Below are 20,093 nucleotides of genomic sequence, written 5' to 3' on the forward strand. Positions count from 1 at the left end.
GGAAAATCCTTGAAAGGCCGAGGCTGATAATCGATGATCGACATCCACACCCACATCCTGCCCGGCTTTGACGACGGTCCGGGGACGCTCGAGGAAAGCCTGGAGATGGCCGCATCCTTTGTGGCCGCCGGCTTCACCGCGGTCGTCGCCACGCCCCACGTGATCCCCGGGGTTTACGACAACGGGAGGGAGGCGATCCTGGAGGGTGTTGCCGCTCTCCAGAAGGAACTCGATGCGGAGAAGATCCCCCTCAAGGTCTACCCCGGCTCGGAGTGCCACGTCAGGCCTGATCTCCCTCAGGATCTTGCGGACGGGAAGCTGGTCACCCTCGGCGACAGCGGCAGGTACCTCCTCGTCGAGCTGCCGGCGCAGGAATTCCCGCCCTATGCCGGGGAGGTCCTGTTTCGTCTGCTGCTGAACGGCGTCACGCCGGTGCTGGCGCATCCGGAGCGCAGCGCCTTTTTCTCCGGCAGCCCCCGCTCCCTCGCCGAACTCGTCGGAAAGGGGGTTCTCGTGCAGGTGACCGCCGGATCGCTGGCAGGCCTCTTCGGCCCCCAGGTGCAGAGGACGGCCAGGCGCTGGCTGAGAGAGGGGCTCGTGCACTTCGTTGCCAGCGACGCCCACGGCAACGGGCACCGCTTGAGAGCTGCTGCCCGGGCGGCCGGGCTCCTCGGGGCGGACGCCGAGGCCCTGCTGGATGCCGCTCCTGCTGCTGCCGTTCGGGGGTGCGGGCTGGAGCCTCTGGCAGCAGTCCGTCGTGTCCAGGGTGGGGAGGAGAAGAAGCTGGGCTTCTTGGGCCGGCTGTTCTGTCGGAGAAGGTGAAAGGTCTCCGGCAGCCGATCACAGCAGAACTCTTCCACCCGGCAGAGCGGTTTTCCGGCCGGCCATCTCTGCTTACCGGAGCACTCTTGAAGAAAATATCCGCGCCGCATTCTTCTGACTTCAGTCAGGATTTAAGCGCGGCCTTGTTTTTGCTTTTTTATCTATGGTACAATATATGCAAAAAAGCAAAACAAGGAGAACAGCCGATGGAGCCCCAGCGAGGACGCAACAGTGTGTACAACATAGCCTACCATATGGTCTGGTGCGTTAAATACCGTAAGCCGCTGCTTACCGGAAGGGTGGCCGAACACCTCAAAAGCCTTCTGTACCAGGTGGCCAGGGACAACGGTTTTACTATTGAGATGATGGAGATAATGCCCGACCACGTACATCTCTTCGTCCGCGCCACCCCCAACCACCTCGTAGCCAGTATGGTCAAGGCCCTCAAAGGCGTCTCCGCGCGGTTCCTTTTCAAAGAGTTTCCCGAACTCAAGAAGGAACTCTGGGGCGGCCACCTCTGGAACCCTTCTTACTACGTGGGTACCGTCGGGCACATCTCCGAAGAGACAGTTAAAAAGTACATCGAAAGCCAGAAGGCAGGCGACTGAAGTGCCGCACCTGCACGGGTTCACCAAAACCCTCCGGTACAATCTGCTCATGCCGACCGACGTAGAAGAACAAGCGCTTCGCACTACCCTTCTCTACCGGCGGGTGGTTACTTATTACCTCCAGGTCTTCCAGGAACACCAGGAAATAATCGACCACGGCAAGTGGCTGAAGATGGCCGAAAAGCTGACCCACCGGACGAAGGACAACCCTGACCCGGAGTACCCCTTCGACAGGGAATTTCTCAACCTTCCCTCCGGCTTCCGGAGGAGCGCCATCGCCGAGGCCCACGGCAAGGCCCAGGCTTGGAAGACCAGCTACGAAAAATGGGAAGAGAGAAAGCGCAAACACGAGGAGAGAAACCGAAGGCGCATTATCGCCGGGAAAAAGCCTATCGAATTCGCAGAGCGCCCGCCGCAGTACCCGAAAGACAACAACTGCTGGTTGAGCTACTACGGCACCGAGTACAAGTGGCTGGACTCTCACCACATAATGCTGAAGATGTTCACCGGTAAGTCCTACGTTTACCGGAAAGTTACGCTCCTACAGCCCTTCGCCGTTCCTCCCGGTTATGTCGCCGGCTCTCCCGTGCTGGTCAAAAAGCCGACCGGTTGGGAATTGCACGTACCGATTGTGCGGGTAACGAAATTAAACCTGAAAAAGATCGAGGAACTCGTCAAGGACACTTCTCTGAAAATCTGCCTGGTTGACCTGGGCATGAACCGACACGCGGCGATGACCATCCAGGATACCGAAGGCAGGGTCTACGCGGCGAAACTCATCTCTGCCGCGAAGGACAACCACCTTAGGAAGCGGTACCTGGAGAAGATAGTCAACCTGCAGATGCAGACCGGGGTCATCCCGGAAGGAGAGCGGTTCGCCAAGCACCTGTGGGATAAAGTTTCCAACCTAAACGACGACATTGCCCATCGGGTATCTAGGCAGATAGTGGATTTCGCTAAGATTCACGGTGCCAAAATCATCGTCTTCGAGCATTTGGACGGCCTTAGACCCTCCAAGGGAACCAAGTCGCACCGGCTGAACCAGAAGTTCATCCTGTGGGTGAAGGGCCGGATCTTCCGGTACACGAGGTACAAAGCGCTGCACGAAGGAATAGTCACCTGCCGGGTGTCGCCGAAAGAAACATCGTCCCGCTGTCCTTACTGCGGGTTTCCGACCATCGTCCGCTACAACAAAGGCAAAAACGGGGAAGAAACTAAAGGCGTCGATTTAGCGAAATGCACCAACTGCGGGGTGCGCGACATCAATTCGGACTTTATCGGCTCCCTGGGGATAGGGCGAAACTTCCGGCTTAAATACTGCCCGTAGTCTTATCTCGCGCCGGGTGGGCTCCAAACCCATTCGGAAGACCTCTCCGGCGACGGAGGGGCGTCCATGCCACCTATACGGTGGTATCGTGGATCAGGCGCGAACCCGCTGGCTGCTTGCACCCGGTAAAATACGGCGTATGCCGGTGCGGGTTCCAAGCCCGTGCCGGTAAGGGGTCGGGCCTACGGCCCAGGGGCTCCCACGACCGCGTACCCGGGGCAGGCGCGAAGTTCCGGGAAGTAAAACCCGGAATCTTCCCACTTCAGTGGGGAGAGGTTCAAAGGCAACCCGGAGGCCTTCGTCTTTTTCAAAAATGCGAGTCCCATTACGGAGCACGCTGTACTTAAAGGAAAGGGGCGCCTCGTTTAAAATGCGGAGATCGACGGGATAGCCGATCAATTCTTCCAGGGCGCTTTCCAGAGCCAATTCATAATAAATGCCGCTCCCTGCCGGTACCGGGGAGAGGTAGACGGCGAGATCAATATCCCCAAACGTTTCTTGCTCTAGAAATGAGCCGTGGACGTAGGCGAAGCTGATCTCCGGTTGTGCCTGCAGAAGGTTTCTGATCTTGGCAAGAATTTCCCCTTTTTTTTCTTGTGCCAGGTAATGCCTTTTCTTTAACAATTTCCTCACTCCAGAATTTATCTGTTCTCATCTTACCACAGCCGCAGGCGTTGTGAAAACGTCTCGGTGAGAACTGGCCTCTTGTTCCGTGATTTCCATCCGGGTTTTTCTAAAAAAGGATTGCCCGTCCAGCCCATTGAGTGTATAATACGTATTGGAGTTTTTTAACCCGAGGGGAAAGGAGGTGAAACGAGGTGATGAGCAAGTTGTACACCAATCGCCCCCTTCTCGGCAACATCGGGTTGGTGGTGTTCCTCGCCTTCCTGGTCACGCTGACCTTCGGAACAGTCCCGCAGGCCCAAGCAGCAGATCAAACAACAGATGGAAAAACAGTCCACGTTGATAAATCTTCGACATCTTCAGATGGAACGGTCGAATTTACCATTACTATTACTTCTCCAACCGATTTTGATGACAGCCTGCTAGAGCTGTTTCTCCGGAAATCTGACGGAACCGAGATCACCAGCACATCAGTATATGTATATGAATCAGCATATGAAGTTTCTAAACAAGTGTATCAATTTGTCTATGACTGGGTATATAAATTCAACACAGCAGACTTACCAATGAATGTGACGTTTGTGGTATATCTAAATGAAGTAGAATTACCCTCAATCACCCTCACAGTGGAGCCACCACCACCTGAATCCGTTGGCGGCGGTGGACCTGCGGTTCCGCCGACGACCACGGTGAGCACGGGTACGGTTGCCGTTGAAGACGGGGTAGGTACCCTGACGGTTGATGCATCCAAGGTGGCCAGGCTTCTTGACGATCCTCAGCTGAAGGAGATCGAGTTCGCCATTCCTGCAGACTTGGCTGTTGTAGGAGACGTGGTCATGCCGGCTGCAGTCCTTGCCGACGTCTTTGAGGCCGGCAAAGCGGCGGTCTTCGAGGTCGGCGGCGTCCGGCTGGTGATCGAGCCCGGCGACCTGGATGTTAAGGACGTGCAGCTGCTGGCAGAAGAGGGAGCGACGGTTGCGGTCAGCGTTGTTAAGGCCACTGCTCCGGTGCAATACGGACTAAAGGTGGCAAGCGACGTCTACGAAATCAAGATGGAAGTCACCGGTGCTGACGGGCTGAAGAAGGGAGAGATCGCTTCCTTCTCCAAGCCGATCACGCTCACGCTGCCGTACTCAACCGACAGGCTGCAGGGGATGAGCGAAGACCTGCTCTCGATCTTCCGCTACGGCGAAAAGACCGGGAAGTGGGATCTCGTTCCGGGCAGCAGGGTCGACAAGGTGAACAAGACGGTCTCCGTTGGCAGCTACTCACTCAGCAAGTATGCAGTGATGGCTTATGAGGCAGCCTTCACGGACGTCGCAGGCCACTGGGCCGAAGAAACCATCAAGCTGATGGCTGCCAAGGGGATCATCAAGGGAATGACGGCGACGACCTTCGCACCCGAGGCCGAGGTGACCCGGGCGCAGTTCGCCACGATGCTGGTGAATGCCCTGAACATCCGCCAGCAGGCTGCGACCGGAACCAGGTTCAGCGACGTCCCGGCAACTGCTTGGTTCGCCAACACGGTGGAGACCGCAGCGGCGAACGGTCTGCTGAACGGCTATCCTGACGGCAGCTTCAAGCCCAATGCCAAGATCACGCGGCAGGAGCTGGCCGTAATGGTGGCCAACGCCCTGAAGTTCCGCGGCAGAGACGCCGCAGAGCTCACGGCGGAGGAAGTGAACGCCATCTTGAGCGGCTACAGCGACCGCGGCCAGATCGGCAGCTGGGCGAAGCGGGCGGCTGCGGTGGTCGTCAAGAGCGGCATCGTCAAGGGCCGCGCCGTAGACCAGTTCGCACCGCTGGCGACGGCCAAGCGCTGCGAGGCCGTTGTGATGATCAAGCAGATGCTCTCCTTCCTGGGCGAGCTGTAGGCGAAAAGTGCTGATCGGACCCCGGTTCAGGGCGGCCGACCCTGCCGGGGTCTTTATTTTGTTGCCGGGATCTTTTCGGGGTCTTTATTTTGCCCGGAATTTCTCGACGATAAATGCAGAGCAAAAAGCAGGACGGGGTTTAACGAGCCGCCGTGCAGCTGAGTTTGCCGCAGAAGTTGTCGAAATTGTTTTCAAAGCCTTTTCTTGCCGGTATTGTTTTGCGAACCTTCAATAAAAGTGTGCCGCTGCAGCAGGAATGTTGAAGATAATGGCGAAGAATATTCGCAGGATTTTGGAAGATCATGGCGAAGGATATAATTTTATAAAAGTAGGGGAAGAGCGCGCCAGAAGGCGCCGCTGCTCGATGACGGCTTCCCCGGCGGCGGCTGTTGGCTGCCGCTCAACCAAGGTATAAGAAAAAAAGAAAGGTCGGCGGGATTCAGAAAAGCGATGAGGAAGCAGCAGGAAGCGAGAAACCTTAAGAAAACCAAATCCCTAAGGGGAGCTTCGAAGAAAAAGGAGCAGATGCTCTTCGGGCTGAACGTCGACCTCCGCCCCTTTTTCCTGTTCGGCCTGTTCCTCATTTTATTCTTCTCCCCCTTTATGCGCGGCCTCTTCTTCCCGCCGGAATTTCTCACGGCCTGCATCCTGGTCGGCAGCACCTTCATCATCTGCGTCTTCGACCAGGTGCTGCGCAGGGAGATCTTCGTGCCGCGCCTCGCCCTCGACTGGGCGGTCCTGGCCTTCGTCTTCGCCTGGGCGCTATCACTCATCGGCGCGGTGCACGTGGTCAGCGCCCTCAGGGAGCTGATGGAGGCGGCGGCCTGCGCCTTTCTCTACGTCTGCGCTGCGCGGGCGGCGAGGAACGAGAAGTCCTTCGACCTCCTGCTGCTCATCTGCTACCTGGCGGGTATCGGCGTCGCCCTCATCGGCATCCTGGCGGCAGCGGGCATCTTCCCCTTCCCCGGGGCCTACGACGGGGGCAGGATCATGTCTACGTTCCAGTACCCCAACGCCCTGGCGGTCTACCTGGTGCTGCTCAACTGCGTTGGGCTCGCCTTGAGCGTCAAGAGCGAAAACCTGCTTGCCAAGAGCTTCTACGCCTGCGGCAACTTTTTAATGATACTGGTAATCCTGGGAACGCAGTCGCGCGGCGGCTGGGTGGTCTACCCCCTGGCGGTCGGCGGCCTGATCGCCATGCTCCCCTCCGCCTACAGGTGGCGGGCGGCCTATCACCTGGTGATCCCGCTCGGGTGCGCCCTCTTCGCGGGGCGGGGCTTCTTCGGCCTGCTGCGCGCAGGGGAAAATCTCGCTGCGGTGAAGTACGCCGTCTACGGGGGGATTGCGGCGCTCGTCCTCCAGGCGGCCTACCACCTGCTGGCGCAGTGGCTGAACCGGGATGAGGTCTCCGATGCCACCAGGCGCCTGGCTGCTGCCGGAGGGGTGGGTTACCTGGTGCTCGTCATCGCCTTCTACGTCTACGCTTCGGCCGGAGCCCTGCCGATCACCGCCGCCACCGTCGCCCCCGTCGAGGTGGTGCGCAGGGCGGAGCAGATCTCCGCAGCAGAGGAGAACTTCAGAAACAGGCTGGAGTTCTCCCGTGACGCCCTGAGGATCGTCAGGGATTACCCACTCGTCGGGGTTGGCGGCGGAGGCTGGAACGCCCTCTACCACAAGTATCAGTCCTCCCTCTACTGGACGACCGAGACCCACAACCACTTCTTTCAGACGTGGGTAGAGGCGGGGACGATCGGCTTACTCGCCCTGCTGAGCCTGTGGGCGGGCTTTACTGCCCTTACCGTCAGATACCTGCGGCGGCGTGAAGGTGGCGGCCTGCGCATCTCCGTCGCCGGCGCTTTTACCGGGATGCTTGCCCTCGGCCTGCACAGCGCCTTCGACTTCGACCTCTCCCTGCCCGCTTTGAGCTTTCTCCTCTTCACCCTGTTCGGGGCGGTGCGCGGTGCGGCCGCAGGCGCTTTCGAAGCGCCGTCTGAAGAAAAAGCAGCCGCTGCGGCGGGCGGGCCGGCCGGCGGTGACGGCACGGCGCCGACGGGCAGCGGCTCAGGCCTCAAAGGGCTTCTCCGGAGGCTGCAGAGGTTGAGCCCGCAGGGGACTGCCGGCCCCCCTTGGCTGATCGGGGCTGCCGTCGTCGGTCTGGCAGCGGGGCTGGCCCTCATCATTCCTGCCCGCAACTTCTACGCCGCCGGGACTGTTGGCGCCGTAGGGGCAAGGGCGCTCCTCAACAAGGATTTGGAGACGGCAGAGAGGTGCTATGCGGAGGCCCACAGGCTTGACCCCTTCACCGCCTCCTATGCCGCCGACCTCGCTCAAATTTACGCCGCCCAATCCCTTGCCGGGGACGATGCCATCAAGCACTACAGGGCGATCGACCTGGCGCGGAAGGCGGCAAGGGCCGAACCCTATAATGCCCGCGTGCGAGCCGTGTTGGTCAACGTCTACCTTCAACTCGGGGAACCCCTGCTGGCGGCAAGAGAGGCAGAGGGGCTTCTCGAGGCCAATCCCATGCTCGCCTCCAGCTACGAGTTGGTGGTCGCTGCCCGCCTGGAGGCGGCGCGCTACTACCTGCGCTACGGAAAGGGGGATCTTGCCCGCCCTCTCCTGCGGCCGGTGGACGACCTGGTCGAGGAGATGGAGAACAAAGGGATTGAGGTGACCCCTAGATTCCGCCTCTACCAGGGGGCGCTGGCAGCCGTCGCCGGGAGGCTTACAGAAGCTCTGGCGCACCTTGAGGAGGCGGCGCAGGAGCGCGACACCGAATTTGAGGCGAAGGCCTGGCTGGCAGCAGCTTTGGATGCTGCCGGTGATTCCCATAAATCCGGGGAGTTGGCGTCTAATCTGCGGGAGAAAAGCCCTCAGTTCCACGAGCTTTATGAAGCGTTGAGAAAGGAGAGTTCATCGTGGCCGAGCAGCCGGTAGTTCAGATGGAAGAAGAGTTTATCGATCTGCGCTCGATCTTCAAGGTGATCGGCAAGTGGCGCAAGGTGATCATCGGGGGAACGCTGCTGGCAGTGCTCACTGCAGCTCTCTTGAGCTTTTTCGTGCTCCCACCGGTCTACGAAGCGAAGGCTCTGCTGTTGGTGACCCTGGCCACGGATAAGCAGCAGACCGCCCAGCAGAGCGGTGAAGGCGTCGAGGGGGTCGTCGAGCCCCTTACCAGGATCCCCGTCCTGACGATCAACACCTACCTCGGCCAGCTGCAGAGCGAGGAGCTGATGAGGAGGGTGATCGGCAGGCTCAAGCTCGATCCGGCCGTCTACACGCCGAAGTCGCTCGCCCAAATGGTTAACGCCAGCGTTCAGAAGGACTCCAACCTGATCGAACTGACGGTGCAGAACAGCGATCCCAGGCTGGCCGCCGATATAGCCAACGCCGTCTGTAAAGAGTTTTTGGAGCTGCTCTCCCAGAAGAATCAGGAGCAGATGGGGCGCTCTGTGGAACTGCTCCAGAAGCAGCGCCAGGAGACGGAGAAAGAATTAGAAAAGGCCATCCAAAACCTCAAAAAGTTTCAAAGCCAGCCCCGCGGGGTAGCCGTCCTCGAGGAGGAGTTTAAGCTCATGGCCTCCAACCTGGCAAACTACAAGTCCCAGATGGACAGCCTGAACGTGGAAATCCGGCAGCTCCAGGCCGGGATCGGCGTATTGGAGGGAGAGCTCGCCAAGACGCCTCCGATGATCGAGGTCCAGCGCCTCGACCCGGTGACCGGCAAGGTGCTCGAAGGCAAGGACTCCAATCCCGTTTACGTTGACCTCTCGGAAAAACTGGCGGAGAAGAAGTCGACACTTGCCGAAAAGGAGGCCCAGCTGGCGGCGATGGGCAGCCTCACCTCCGGCCTGACGGCAGAGATCGACAAACTCAACGCCGAGCTTACCGAGAAGAAGGCGCAGCAGGACAAGCTCCAGTCCGAGGTCGACCGCTTAAAGGAGACGCTGAAAAATCTCGCCGGGAAGATCACCGAATCCCAGATCGCCAAGTCGCTGGACATCGGCCGGACGACTGTCGTCGTCGTTTCCGATGCGGCGACGCCCACGCAGCCTGTGAAGCCCAGAAAGGCCTTGAACATGGCGGTTGCCGGAGTCCTCGGCCTGATGCTCTTTACCGGGCTGGCATTTCTCCTCGAGCACATTGACTACACCATCAAGACGCCGGAGGACGTCGCTCAGCATCTCGAACTGCCGGTGATCGGGACGATCCCGCTGGCCACGAGGAAAACCACTGAGTCTTCATACGGTTCCTGAAGCCGTTCATAATCGGGGATGAAAGGAAGAGACGCAGATGAAGAAGGGATTCAAGGAATTCAATAACGGTTTCAGCCCCGGGCTGATCACGGTGGATTACCCGCGTTCGGCCGTTTCCGAGGCCTACCGCACGATGAGGACGAACCTCAGCTTCGCTTCCATCGACCAGGAGTGCAGGCTGCTGCTGGTTACCAGCGTCGCCCCAAGTGAGGGCAAGACGACGACCGCAGTCAACCTCGCCGTCACGCTGGTGCAGGCGGGGAGCAGCGTTCTGCTCGTAGACTGCGACCTCCGCAAGCCCGGCGTTCACAAGATCCTCGGGTTGGAGAACGGCGGAGGCCTCACCAACGTCCTCGTCCAGGGGAGGTCGCCTTCTGAGCTCTTCCACGAGGGACCGGTAGAGGGCTTGAGGGTTCTCACCAGCGGCCCGATCCCCCCGAATCCGGCGGAGCTCCTCGGCTCCGAGCGAACCAAACAACTCTGGCCGCAGCTTCTCGAGGAGTTCGACTACGTTCTCCTCGACTCCCCGCCGGTGCTGGCGGTGACCGATTCCGTACTGCTGGCGTCCCAGGTGGACGGCGTGCTGCTGGTCATCTCTGCAGGGATGCAGAGGGTCGACGTCGCTCAGGAGGCGAAGGAGCAGCTGCTCAAGGCCAACGCCCGCATCCTGGGGGTCGTGCTGAACAAGGTGAAGATCCCGGCACGGGACTACCACTACTATTACTACTATCACAGCCGGGAGGAAGGGAAGATCAGGCTGTGAACGCCCGTCTTAAAGGCCGCCCTTGAAATTCCACGGCAAAAATTCCAAAATTCCTTCTTCAAGGAAGGATTTTCAAGCTTTTTGTCGTATGTTAACTAATTGGTAGTTCTGGAGTCCTACGGCTTATAGGACCCTTCCCACGGCCCCGGTGCGGCCGCGGAAAGTGCTGAACGTCGCCGTGGCGGGGGTGCTCGGCCTGATGGTGGGCGTTTTTTCCGCCTTTGCGCTGGAGTACTTCCGGAAGAATCCGCTGGTTCTCGAAGATCAAAGTTCTTAGGCGGTAAAGGTCGGATGATGTTATGGTGACGTGGGTAGTAATTGTGCCGCTTTATAAATTCAATAACTTAATTCAATAACGTCAACTGTGAAATGATATTTGTATTAATTCGTATGAGAAGTTTTAGGATCGAATTTAAGTGCTGAGACAGGAGGAATTAAATATTGTTGTTCATAACTGGTGTTACTGGCCTAACTGGGCGCTTTTTAATTGACTGTTTGCGAGAAGCAGGATATAGAGGTCCAATTCGCTGTCTTGTGCGCGAACATAGTGATGTATCATGGATCAGAGATAAAGATAATACCGAATTGTATTTGGGGGACGTTAGTAATGTAAAATCTTTGAAAGTTGGGCTCAAGGGTATTGAGGGGGTTATTCATTTAGTTAACATTCGGTTCTCTCCCCAAATTATTGAGGCTTGTCACTCTGCAAATGTAAAAAGAGTTATTATTGTCAGTACTACTGGTATTTACAGTAAATATCGAGAGTGTTCAGAGGAGTACAAAAGTCTGGAGAAAATTATTATAGAGAGCGGTTTGGACTACACGATTATCAGACCCACCATGATTTACGGAAATCAGCGGGACAAAAACATTCATAGATTGATCATGATAATTGATAAATTCCCTGTAATTCCTGTAGTCGGTGATGGTACAGGATTGATGCAGCCTATTTACGCACGTGATTTAGCAAGAGCCATAGCTGAGGCTTATGTACGTCCCGTCTCAATTGGTAAAGCATATAATGTTGCAGGAAAAAATCCAATTAAATACATAGAGATATTAAAACTTATCGCAGATAAACTTAGGAAAAGACGTTTATTTGTAAAGATACCTTATAGTATATCGTTGCTTGCGGGTTATATAGGTAGCTTGTTAAATAGTAAGCTCATCGATGTAGAAAAAGTTAAGCGCGTTAGGGAAGATAAAGTATTTGATTATTCTGATGCAGTAAGAGATTTAGATTTCAGCCCAATATCATTTGAGGAAGGAATTCAACTCGAAATAAACGCCTTACGCGAGGTTGGTTTAATCAGAGCCTGAGCGAATGAGAGGTTCTTTGACGCATGAGCGTTTGGATTTTAATTGTAATTATTTTAGTTTTTCTTTTGTCCTTCATAGTGACCGGGAGAGTGCGGAAATACGCTTTGGACAAAGAAATCTTAGATATTCCTAATGACCGCAGTTCTCATGACCGGCCTACTCCGCTGGGTGGAGGATTGGCAGTAGCTATCTTATTTATAACAGTGATTGCAATTTTAGCTTTATCCGGTTTCGTATCACTACCACTTGCTGCCGCATTATGTTGTGGGGGCTTACTCGTGGCAGGAATTGGCTGGATTGATGATTGTTTCAACGTACGACCATCTTTGCGAGCATTGGTTCATTTGGTAGCTGCTGTATGGTCTTTGTATTGGCTTGGAGGGCTAAACACTCTCAACCTAGGAATAATCAAATGCTCAATGGGTGCTGCGGGTTCAGTGTTGGCGGTGGTCGGAACTGTCTGGTTAATCAATTTGTATAATTTCATGGATGGTATTGACGGGATCGCTGGAAGCGAAGCATTTGTTGTTGGGTTTATAGGTGGGTCATTAGAGCTGGCATTCGGCAGGCCAGATTTAGCTGTAATATCATGGCTGCTGGCTTCCGCCAGTGCAGGCTTTTTATTGTGGAACTGGCCACCGGCGAAAATATTTATGGGTGACATTGGTAGTGGCTTTATCGGTTTTGTCTTCGCTGTTCTGGCTATTGCGTCCGAGAAAAGCGGGGCTTTGCCGCTTCTAGTCTGGCTAATGCTCTTGGGCGTGTTTATCGTAGACGCTACTGCCACGCTGCTCAGGAGAATCGTTCGAGGGGAGCGTTGGACCGAAGCACACCGGACTCACGCATACCAGCTGGCTGTGCAAGCTGGATATAGCCATAAACAGGTTACTATTGCAGTAATTATTGTCAACATGATACTAGGCTGTGCAGCAGCTATCGCTGCACTGTGGCCGAAATTTATACTTCTGATTAGTGTACTTGTTGCACTTGCATTAATTGTTTTGCGTGCCGAGGTAATCAGACGCTGTACACATGATCAATCCTCTTCGTTATCAGTAAATATATGATTTAACATACGAAAAAATGGCCTCATGTCTTTATATACTTGTGAATCGATCATGAAATTTCCGGAATGATTAGGATGAACATTTCAGGGATGAAGATTTTGTTGACAGTTATAGACGTATTGACCGTGAATCTGGCCTACTGCGGGGCGTTGTTCCTACGCTTCGACGGCGCCGTTCCGGCGGAGTATGCCTCGGCTTATCTCTACCTGGCCCCAGCGGCCACCCTGTTGACCCTGCTGGCCTACCAGTATGCCGGGCTCTACCGGAAGATGTGGCAGTACGCCAGCGTGCGAGAGATTTACGACATCCTTGAAGGTGTCACGATTGGCGGGCTGCTGGTGGTGGCCTTTGCCTACGTCTTCGTCTATCAGCAGGGAGCTGTGCACCCTCTGCCGCGCAGCGTATACTTGATTGCCTGGCTGCTGAACCTGCTCCTCACAGGCGGATCGCGGTTCTGCCTCCGTTCTTTCCGCGAGTTCCGGGGGAATTCCGGTGCCGACGGAAATGAGCAAGCGGAAGCGGCACCGCAGCTCCGGCGCCGCGCCCTGATCGTCGGGGCCGGGGACGCCGGTGCTATGGTCGTGCGGGAGTTGCAGAACCACCCTTCCCTCGGCCTCGACCCGGTGGGCTTCATCGACGACAATCCCCATAAGCACGGCCTTTACCTCCTGGGGCTCCCCGTTCTCGGCAGGAGGGAAGATATTCCCGGAGTTGCCGGGAAGTACGACGTGGATGAGATCATTATCGCCATCCCTTCGGCGCCGGGGCGCGTGATCCGGGAGATCGTCGATATCTGTAAGAAGACCGGTGCCAGGCTGAAGACTCTGCCAGGGGTGTACGAGCTGATCGACGGCAGGGTGTCCGTCAGCCAGATCCGGGACGTCCAGGTGGAGGACCTGCTGGGGCGGGAGCCCGTGCAGTTGAACCTCGACGAAATTGCCGCTTACCTGACGGGAAAGGTGATCCTGGTTACCGGAGCAGGAGGGTCCATCGGCTCTGAGTTGTGCCGCCAGATCGCCCGCTTCAACCCTGCTTCCCTGATTTTGCTCGATAATGCGGAAAACAACCTGTTCGAGATCGAGCAGGAGATAAGGGAGCGGTTTCCCGGGCTTAATGCGCCTGCTCAGCTTGCTGACATCCGCGATCGTGAGCTGATCGAGCTGATCTTTGAAGAGTACCGGCCGCAGGTGGTCTTTCACGCCGCTGCCTACAAACACGTGCCGATGATGGAGCGATTTCCGGAACATGCCGTGTCCAACAATGTTTACGGGACGTACAACGTCGCCTCTGCTGCAGAGAGGTACGGCGCAGAGATATTCATCCTCGTTTCGACCGATAAGGCCGTTCGCCCGACCAGCGTGATGGGGGCGTCAAAGCGGGTGGCCGAGTTGCTCATCCAGCACTTTGACGGTAGGAGTAAAGCACGTGGCGGGAAGACCCGCTACGCCGCCGTCCGCTTCGGCAACGTCCTGGGGAGCAGGGGGAGCGTCGTTCCCATATTCAAGCGGCAGATCGCCAGAGGCGGCCCGGTCACCGTGACCCATCCGGAGATGGTGCGCTACTTCATGACGATCCCCGAGGCGGTGCAGCTGATCATCCAGGCGGGAGCCCTGGCCCAAGGGGGGGAGATCTTCGTCCTGGACATGGGGGAACCCGTCAGGATCGTTGACCTGGCAAGTGACCTGATCCGCCTCTCCGGCCTGGAGCCGGGGGAAGACATCGAGATCCGGTTTACCGGCATCCGCCCCGGCGAAAAGCTGAAGGAGGAGCTCTTCACCGACCGGGAGAAGATGTCCGCCACCAAGCACAGCCGCATCCTCATCGCAAGGAACGGTGACGGCGAAGGGGCGGAACGGGAGGTAGCCTCCCTGGCCGACAAGCTCGACGGCGGCCGCATCGAAGAATTCAGAATGGAGGCCCTCGCCCTGATCGAGCGGCTGCTTCACGCTCGCCCTAGACGCAGCGGCGGGACTGGGGTAACAGGGGCTCAGGAATCCCAAAAGGCGGAGGACGCCGCTCCTGCCAGCCGGCTGCGGCAAGACAAAAAATCGCCGACCCGAATTTGATTTGTCTTAAATCCGGGTGATTGAGGAAGCTTTCGGGGGAAGTACCCTTCAAAATAAAATATTTAACATTGCTGTGAGAGAGGATGTGGAACCGAAGATGAAAGTAGCGGTTATCGGCTGCGGTTATGTCGGCCTTACTACCGGCGCAGCCCTGGCCTATCTGGGCCATGAAGTCATAGGAGTAGACAAGGATGAGAGCAAGCTCGACCTTCTGATGAAAAGGGAAAGCCCCATCCACGAGCAGGGGCTTGGTGAGCTGCTCAAAGACGATGACTGCGGGATCACCTTTACTGCCGATACGGCCGGCGCCGTTGCAGATGCCGAGGTAATCATGATTGCCGTGGGTACGCCCCAAAAGGAAAACGGCGAGGCCAATACATATTACGTCGAAGAGGCGGCCCGGGAAGTTGCCGCCGGCCTAAAGGATGGGCGCAGCTATACCCTGGTAATAAAGTCTACGGTGCCCATAGGTACCAACCGCCGGGTGGCCCACGTGGTGAGGCGTGCCCTGGCAGAGCGGGGCATAGAGGTCTGGGTCAATTTCGCTTCCAATCCTGAGTTCCTGAGGGAAGGCATGGCCCTGCGGGACACCTTTTACCCGGACAGGATAGTCGTGGGGGCCGAGTCGCCAGAGGCCGTTGAGGCCCTGCGGCGCCTGTACCGCCCCTTCCTGGAGCAGACCTTTGAACCGCCCATTTTTTTGCCGCGCCCGGAGGGCTACGGGCTCCCTCCCCTCATCACCACCGACCCCACCAGCGCCGAAATGATCAAGTACGCTTCCAACGCCTTCCTGGCAGTGAAAATAAGTTTTATCAACGAGATCGCCGGGCTGTGCGATAAAGTGGGGGCCGACGTGACCGAGGTTGCCCGCGGTATGGGCCTGGACCCGCGCATCGGGTCGCGTTTCCTGGGCGCGGGCTTGGGGTGGGGCGGGAGCTGCTTCCCCAAGGACACGGCGGCGCTGCTGGCGGTAGGGACAGAGTACGGCTACACCATGCCTATCGTTCAGGCCGCCCGGGATGTGAACGCCCGCCAGCGCCTGCTAATCTTAGAAAAGCTGCAAGCTGCTCTCAAAGTTCTGCGCGGTCGGACCATTGGAGTGCTGGGTCTTTCCTTCAAGCCCAATACCGACGACGTGCGGGAATCCCCGGCCCTAGACGTCATCCGCCTTTTAAGCGAACGGGGAGCCCACGTTCAGGCCCATGACCCCGTGGCCGTGCCCAGGGCTGTGGAGGCGCTGAAAGGCCTGGAAGTGGAATTCAAGGAGAGCCCCTATGAAGCGGCGGCGGGAGCCGATGCCCTAATTTTAGCCACGGAGTGGGACGAGTACCGCTACCTGGATTTAAAAGAGCTTGCCAGAAGGATGCGGAACCCCGTCCTGGTGGACGGCCGCAACATCTACCGGCGGGAGGAAGCCGAGGATGCCGGCCTGACCTACATGGGGGTAGGACGGTGAAGAGCGCTCTGGTGACCGGAGGGGCGGGCTTCATCGGCAGCCACCTGGTCGACAGACTCCTGGCCGAAGGTTGGCAGGTTACAGTTGTGGACAACTTCGACCCCTTTTATGATCCAGAAATTAAGCGCAAAAACATTGCCCCTCACTTCGACTACGGCAGCTACAAACTGGTCGAGGTTGACATCCGAGACCTGGGTGCGCTGCGGGAGCAGCTGACGGGGGAATACGACGTCATCGTCCACCTGGCCGCCAAAGCCGGGGTGCGCCCCTCTATAAGGGATCCCATCGGCTACCAGGACGTCAACGTCCGCGGCACACAGAACCTGCTGGAGCTGGCCAAGGAGTGGGGTGTAAAGCAGTTCGTCTTCGCCTCCTCGTCCAGCGTCTATGGGGTCAACCCCCACGTGCCCTGGCGGGAGGACGACTGCGTGCTCATGCCCATCAGCCCCTACGCCGCCACAAAGGTGGCGGGGGAGCTTTTGGGCCACGTCTACAGCCACCTCTATGGGATCAGGTTCATCGCCCTGCGCTTCTTCACAGTCTACGGCCCCCGCCAGCGGCCCGACCTGGCTATCCACAAATTCGCCCGGCTGATGCTGAAAAGAGAGCCCATACCGGTCTACGGAGACGGTACCAGCCGCCGCGACTACACCTACATCGACGACATAATCCAGGGTGTGCGGGCGGCTATGGACTACACCAAGACGCAGTATGAAGTGATCAACCTGGGCAACAACCGCACCGTGAGCCTTATGGAACTCATTAGAGCCCTGGAAGAGGTTCTGGGTGTGGAGGCCAAACTGGAGTATCTGCCGCCTCAACCGGGGGATGTTCCTCTGACCTTGGCGGATATGGATAAGGCGGGGAAATTATTATGTTATACGCCAGTTACAAACTTATTCAAAGGTCTTTTTGAATTCAAGAAGTGGATTACAAATGTTAATTAAGAATACATTGTTGTATTTGGTCGCTCGCGGTGTGCCAGGGATAATTAACTTTTTGGCTATTGCCATATATACGCGTCTTTTATCTCCAGAAGAATTTGGGAAATATACACTGGTTATTGCGTGGGTAAGTTTATGCAATGTGGTTCTGTTTCAATGGTTAAGACAGGGATTATTTCGTTTTTTACCGGCTCATCTTAATAAGAATAGACCTTCTTTATTAACAACTATATTAACAGCTTTTATCGGGTTATCTTTGTTTGTAGGTATTATCAATTTCATTTTGATAATTTTTTTACCAGAAAACGGTTTGCGAATTCTATTAGCTGTAGGATTTATACTTCTAATATCAGAGGCTTGGCATGAACTGAACTTAACTTTTTTAAGTACCAAACTGGAACCTCTGCGTTACGGTATAATGAGTTTATCTAAAGCTGTTATTGCCTTGTTGGTGGGATGGTATCTTGCTTCCAAGGGTTACGGCGCGTTTGGATTGCTCTACGGCTTGATAATAGGTTTATTAATTCCAACAATTAACAATATTTATCGCGAATGGAGAAAGATTAATTTCACATTTTTTGATCGTTCTATTATTCAGAACATTCTATCTTATGGATTGCCGCTTACAGCCACGTTTGCTTTAAACTTTATAGTCAGCAGCTCTGACCGCATAATGCTTGGATGGCTTGTAAGCACAGAAGCTGCAGGACTTTATGCTGCTGGTTATGATTTAGCCAATCAGACCTTGGTGATGCTCATGATGGTAGTAAATCTAGCTGCTTATCCCTTGGCATTGTGGAGTTTGGAGCAAAAAGGTTACAATGTTGCTCAAATACAGTTGAAGAAAAATGGTATTCTCTTACTTGCTGTGGCTATGCCTGCCGCAGCAGGGCTGGTAATTCTTGCTCCAAATATCGCTGGTGTAATGTTGGGGGAGTCGTTTCGCAAAACGGCGGCCGAAATTATACCGTTGATTAGCTTGGGAGCCCTTTGTATGGGTCTCAAAGCCTATTATTTTGATTTATGTTTTCAGTTAGGACGACGCACACAAGGCCAAATGTTTGTATCTTTAGCCTCAGCGATATTAAACCTTATATTAAATTTATGGTGGATTCCGCTTATTGGAATATATGGTGCGGCTTATGCTACTATTTGTTCGTATTTATTGGGTTTGATTTTAAGCATAAAGATTGGAAGAAAGATATTTTACATGCCCTTTCCTGGCACAGATGTATTTAAATTATTTTTGGCAACTGCAGGGATGAGCATAGTTTTGTGGCCGATGGCAGATTGGCGGGGTACAGGGGCATTAATTGCTCAAATTTTGGCGGGTGTAATAATTTATGGTCTCTTATTTTTAATAACAAATGTAATGGACAGCCGTAAAAGAGTATTAAAAGCTATAAAAATCGCCAACAGGTTAAATTGAATGGAGTGAGGCATATGATTTCGCCCGAAAAATGGCTAGAGACTTATGATCATGCAGGCCACTTTTGTCCCTATTATTGTTATAACAACATAAATGATCTGCATGTCCATATTGGTGAAGCTTTGGGAATGTTTCCAGTTGGAGAGAGATGGATAGATCCTGTTGCTATTGTCGAATATCTAGCAAAAACTTACATCCTAGCTGACCGGACTATGGTTCAAAATATCAGCCGTACTCCTTGGATGGCCAGGCCTCGCGGTGAGGGCTGGGATTATGCGGGCGTGCCAGAACACGGCTTTCATCGTATGCCGGCAGCAGAGATTGCTCGGGAATTAAAAATGCGGTTGTTAGACGAAGTAATTAATTATCTCCATGGAAAGAAGCAAATTGGAATACTTCTTTCCGGGAGTATGGACAGCAGAATTTTGGCCGGCATTGTAAAAGAACTTCAGCTGAGAGGCGAGTGGAATGGTCAGGTCACCGCTTTTACGTGGGGGGTAAAAGGTTCGCGTGATGTGGAATATGCACAAAAGATTGCTGGTACGTTTTCCTGGGAATGGGTCCATTTAGAACTCACCCCGGAAGTATTATATAATAACTTTTTCATTGCTGCCGAAATGGGCGCTGAATTTGCTCCGCACCATCTGCACGCAATGCAGAAAGTGATTGATTATAAGGAAGAGCTGGATGTAGTGCTGGCAGCTACTTATGGTGATAGTATCGGCCGAGGTGAATTTTCAGGAACTCATCTTATAGATTGCCAACCAACTTTAGAAGGACGTTCTTTTTATTTGATTAAACGGCGAGATTTCTGGCTGGTAAGCAGTAAGGTGTATAAAGATGTTGAAAACAAAGTAGTAGAAGATGCTTATGGGTATAAGAATCTGTTAAATGTAGACAATCAAAAGCATAATTGCGTGGAAATTGAGTTAATGATGCATTATTTGAGACGTAAATTAATGCCGGCAATGAGTTATATTGGTATGCATATACCACTTTATCAGATATTTACTCATCCGAGAGTATTCGGTTTCATGTGGAGCCTTGACCCGCAAATCAGAAATGATGAAATTTACAGCGAACTCCTCAAAATCCTGCCGGGCAACTTATCTTCAATACCGTGGGCGCGTACTGGCAAAACCTTTGGCTCCAATGAAGGGGAAAGAGACTCTTCTTCAAAGGAGCATCATAAATACGGCATATGGTTGAGACATGACTTGCACGACTTCATAGAATCCCATGTCTTAAGCGAAACAATACTCGGCCTCAATATATTTAACGAAAAACTGCTCAAAAATTTGGTAAGAATTTGGCCCAAAGCAAAAACCATATCGACTAATAAAATAGATGAGATTTTAAGCTGGCTGACATCCCTTTGCATCTTTATTAGAAAATATAACATAAGAAGCCCTTATGGTATAAACATGCAAGAAATTAAAGATACATTGGGTTTTCTGTGCGGGAGTATAACAGCCTGGCTCTATCAAGAAGCCAGAGAGAGGCTGCGTGAATAAATTTTTAATGGGTTTAAATTGGG

Annotated in this window: 16 protein-coding genes; 15 read left to right on the forward strand and 1 reads right to left on the reverse strand. The window is 54.6% G+C overall.

All coding sequences use genetic code 11. The features are described from left to right. Positions 1-33 precede the first annotated feature (33 nt). The 3 genes from TPH_RS01330 (at position 34) to TPH_RS01340 (ending at position 2,757) form a co-directional block, all read left to right on the forward strand. The gene (locus TPH_RS01330) at positions 34-822 is read left to right on the forward strand and encodes a tyrosine-protein phosphatase (RefSeq protein WP_015049424.1); all 789 of its coding nucleotides are present in this window, start codon (positions 34-36) and stop codon (positions 820-822) included. A gap of 206 nt (positions 823-1,028) precedes the next feature. Further along, a complete protein-coding gene (gene tnpA / locus TPH_RS01335; protein ID WP_015049425.1) occupies positions 1,029-1,430 on the forward strand; it encodes an IS200/IS605 family transposase in 402 nt (133 codons plus the stop codon). 1 nt (position 1,431) lies between these two features. Further along, positions 1,432-2,757, forward strand: a complete 1,326-nt coding sequence (locus TPH_RS01340; protein ID WP_015049426.1) for an IS200/IS605 family accessory protein TnpB-related protein — start codon at positions 1,432-1,434, stop codon at positions 2,755-2,757. A 93-nt stretch (positions 2,758-2,850) separates the two neighbouring features. Here TPH_RS01340 and TPH_RS01345 read toward each other — a convergent pair whose 3' ends face one another. Then, entirely contained in the window at positions 2,851-3,381 is a 531-nt protein-coding gene (locus TPH_RS01345) for a nucleotidyltransferase domain-containing protein (RefSeq protein WP_015049427.1), read from the reverse strand. 197 nt (positions 3,382-3,578) lie between these two features. Between TPH_RS01345 and TPH_RS01350 the strand changes: the two genes are divergently transcribed. From TPH_RS01350 to TPH_RS01405, 12 genes are all read left to right on the forward strand, one after another. Continuing rightward, complete coding sequence (locus tag TPH_RS01350) at positions 3,579-5,255, forward strand: S-layer homology domain-containing protein (protein ID WP_236608843.1); 1,677 nt, start codon at positions 3,579-3,581, stop codon at positions 5,253-5,255. A 268-nt stretch (positions 5,256-5,523) separates the two neighbouring features. After that, positions 5,524-5,670, forward strand: coding sequence for a hypothetical protein (locus tag TPH_RS15305; RefSeq protein ID WP_155990796.1), 147 nt, complete (start codon positions 5,524-5,526; stop codon positions 5,668-5,670). 35 nt (positions 5,671-5,705) lie between these two features. Beyond that, the gene (locus TPH_RS01360) at positions 5,706-8,192 is read left to right on the forward strand and encodes an O-antigen ligase family protein (protein ID WP_015049429.1); all 2,487 of its coding nucleotides are present in this window, start codon (positions 5,706-5,708) and stop codon (positions 8,190-8,192) included. Then, on the forward strand, positions 8,174-9,511 hold the full coding sequence (locus tag TPH_RS01365) for a GumC family protein (protein WP_015049430.1): 1,338 nt from the start codon (positions 8,174-8,176) through the stop codon (positions 9,509-9,511). Before TPH_RS01360 ends, TPH_RS01365 begins: the two co-directional genes overlap by 19 nt. 37 nt (positions 9,512-9,548) lie before the next feature. Continuing rightward, complete coding sequence (locus tag TPH_RS01370) at positions 9,549-10,274, forward strand: CpsD/CapB family tyrosine-protein kinase (RefSeq protein WP_015049431.1); 726 nt, start codon at positions 9,549-9,551, stop codon at positions 10,272-10,274. Between the two features lie 441 nt (positions 10,275-10,715). Continuing rightward, positions 10,716-11,594, forward strand: coding sequence for an NAD-dependent epimerase/dehydratase family protein (locus TPH_RS01375; protein WP_015049432.1), 879 nt, complete (start codon positions 10,716-10,718; stop codon positions 11,592-11,594). 23 nt (positions 11,595-11,617) lie between these two features. Next, a complete protein-coding gene (locus TPH_RS01380; RefSeq protein ID WP_015049433.1) occupies positions 11,618-12,661 on the forward strand; it encodes an MraY family glycosyltransferase in 1,044 nt (347 codons plus the stop codon). An 89-nt stretch (positions 12,662-12,750) separates the two neighbouring features. Then, positions 12,751-14,727: a polysaccharide biosynthesis protein gene (locus TPH_RS01385; protein ID WP_201764472.1), complete on the forward strand. Its 1,977-nt coding sequence runs from the start codon at positions 12,751-12,753 to the stop codon at positions 14,725-14,727. A gap of 97 nt (positions 14,728-14,824) precedes the next feature. Further along, the gene (locus tag TPH_RS01390) at positions 14,825-16,183 is read left to right on the forward strand and encodes a UDP-glucose dehydrogenase family protein (protein WP_015049435.1); all 1,359 of its coding nucleotides are present in this window, start codon (positions 14,825-14,827) and stop codon (positions 16,181-16,183) included. Further along, positions 16,180-17,130 (forward strand): NAD-dependent epimerase/dehydratase family protein, encoded by a 951-nt coding sequence (locus TPH_RS01395; RefSeq protein WP_015049436.1) that lies wholly within the window; start codon positions 16,180-16,182, stop codon positions 17,128-17,130. Before TPH_RS01390 ends, TPH_RS01395 begins: the two co-directional genes overlap by 4 nt. Further along, entirely contained in the window at positions 17,120-18,556 is a 1,437-nt protein-coding gene (locus TPH_RS01400; RefSeq protein ID WP_015049437.1) for an oligosaccharide flippase family protein, read from the forward strand. The genes TPH_RS01395 and TPH_RS01400 overlap by 11 nt, the downstream gene beginning before the upstream one ends. A gap of 14 nt (positions 18,557-18,570) precedes the next feature. Then, positions 18,571-20,070 carry an asparagine synthase-related protein gene (locus tag TPH_RS01405; protein WP_015049438.1) on the forward strand — a complete coding sequence of 500 codons (1,500 nt, stop codon included), beginning with the start codon at positions 18,571-18,573 and terminating at the stop codon, positions 20,068-20,070. The last annotated feature ends 23 nt before the right edge of the window (positions 20,071-20,093 follow it).

Source organism: Thermacetogenium phaeum DSM 12270, assembly GCF_000305935.1.
GTDB lineage: Bacteria > Bacillota > DSM-12270 > Thermacetogeniales > Thermacetogeniaceae > Thermacetogenium > Thermacetogenium phaeum.

Excerpts from the sequence above, each read along its gene's own strand:
- TPH_RS01370 (WP_015049431.1), top strand. The coding sequence starts at position 9,549 with ATGAAGAAGGGATTCAAGGAATTCAATAACGGTTTCAGCCCCGGGCTG.
- TPH_RS01330 (WP_015049424.1), top strand. The coding sequence starts at position 34 with ATGATCGACATCCACACCCACATCCTGCCCGGCTTTGACGACGGTCCG.
- TPH_RS01350 (WP_236608843.1), top strand. The coding sequence starts at position 3,579 with ATGAGCAAGTTGTACACCAATCGCCCCCTTCTCGGCAACATCGGGTTG.
- TPH_RS01380 (WP_015049433.1), top strand. The coding sequence starts at position 11,618 with ATGAGCGTTTGGATTTTAATTGTAATTATTTTAGTTTTTCTTTTGTCC.
- TPH_RS15305 (WP_155990796.1), top strand. The coding sequence starts at position 5,524 with ATGGCGAAGAATATTCGCAGGATTTTGGAAGATCATGGCGAAGGATAT.
- tnpA (WP_015049425.1), top strand. The coding sequence starts at position 1,029 with ATGGAGCCCCAGCGAGGACGCAACAGTGTGTACAACATAGCCTACCAT.
- TPH_RS01400 (WP_015049437.1), top strand. The coding sequence starts at position 17,120 with ATGTTAATTAAGAATACATTGTTGTATTTGGTCGCTCGCGGTGTGCCA.
- TPH_RS01385 (WP_201764472.1), top strand. The coding sequence starts at position 12,751 with ATGAAGATTTTGTTGACAGTTATAGACGTATTGACCGTGAATCTGGCC.
- TPH_RS01390 (WP_015049435.1), top strand. The coding sequence starts at position 14,825 with ATGAAAGTAGCGGTTATCGGCTGCGGTTATGTCGGCCTTACTACCGGC.
- TPH_RS01405 (WP_015049438.1), top strand. The coding sequence starts at position 18,571 with ATGATTTCGCCCGAAAAATGGCTAGAGACTTATGATCATGCAGGCCAC.
- TPH_RS01360 (WP_015049429.1), top strand. The coding sequence starts at position 5,706 with ATGAGGAAGCAGCAGGAAGCGAGAAACCTTAAGAAAACCAAATCCCTA.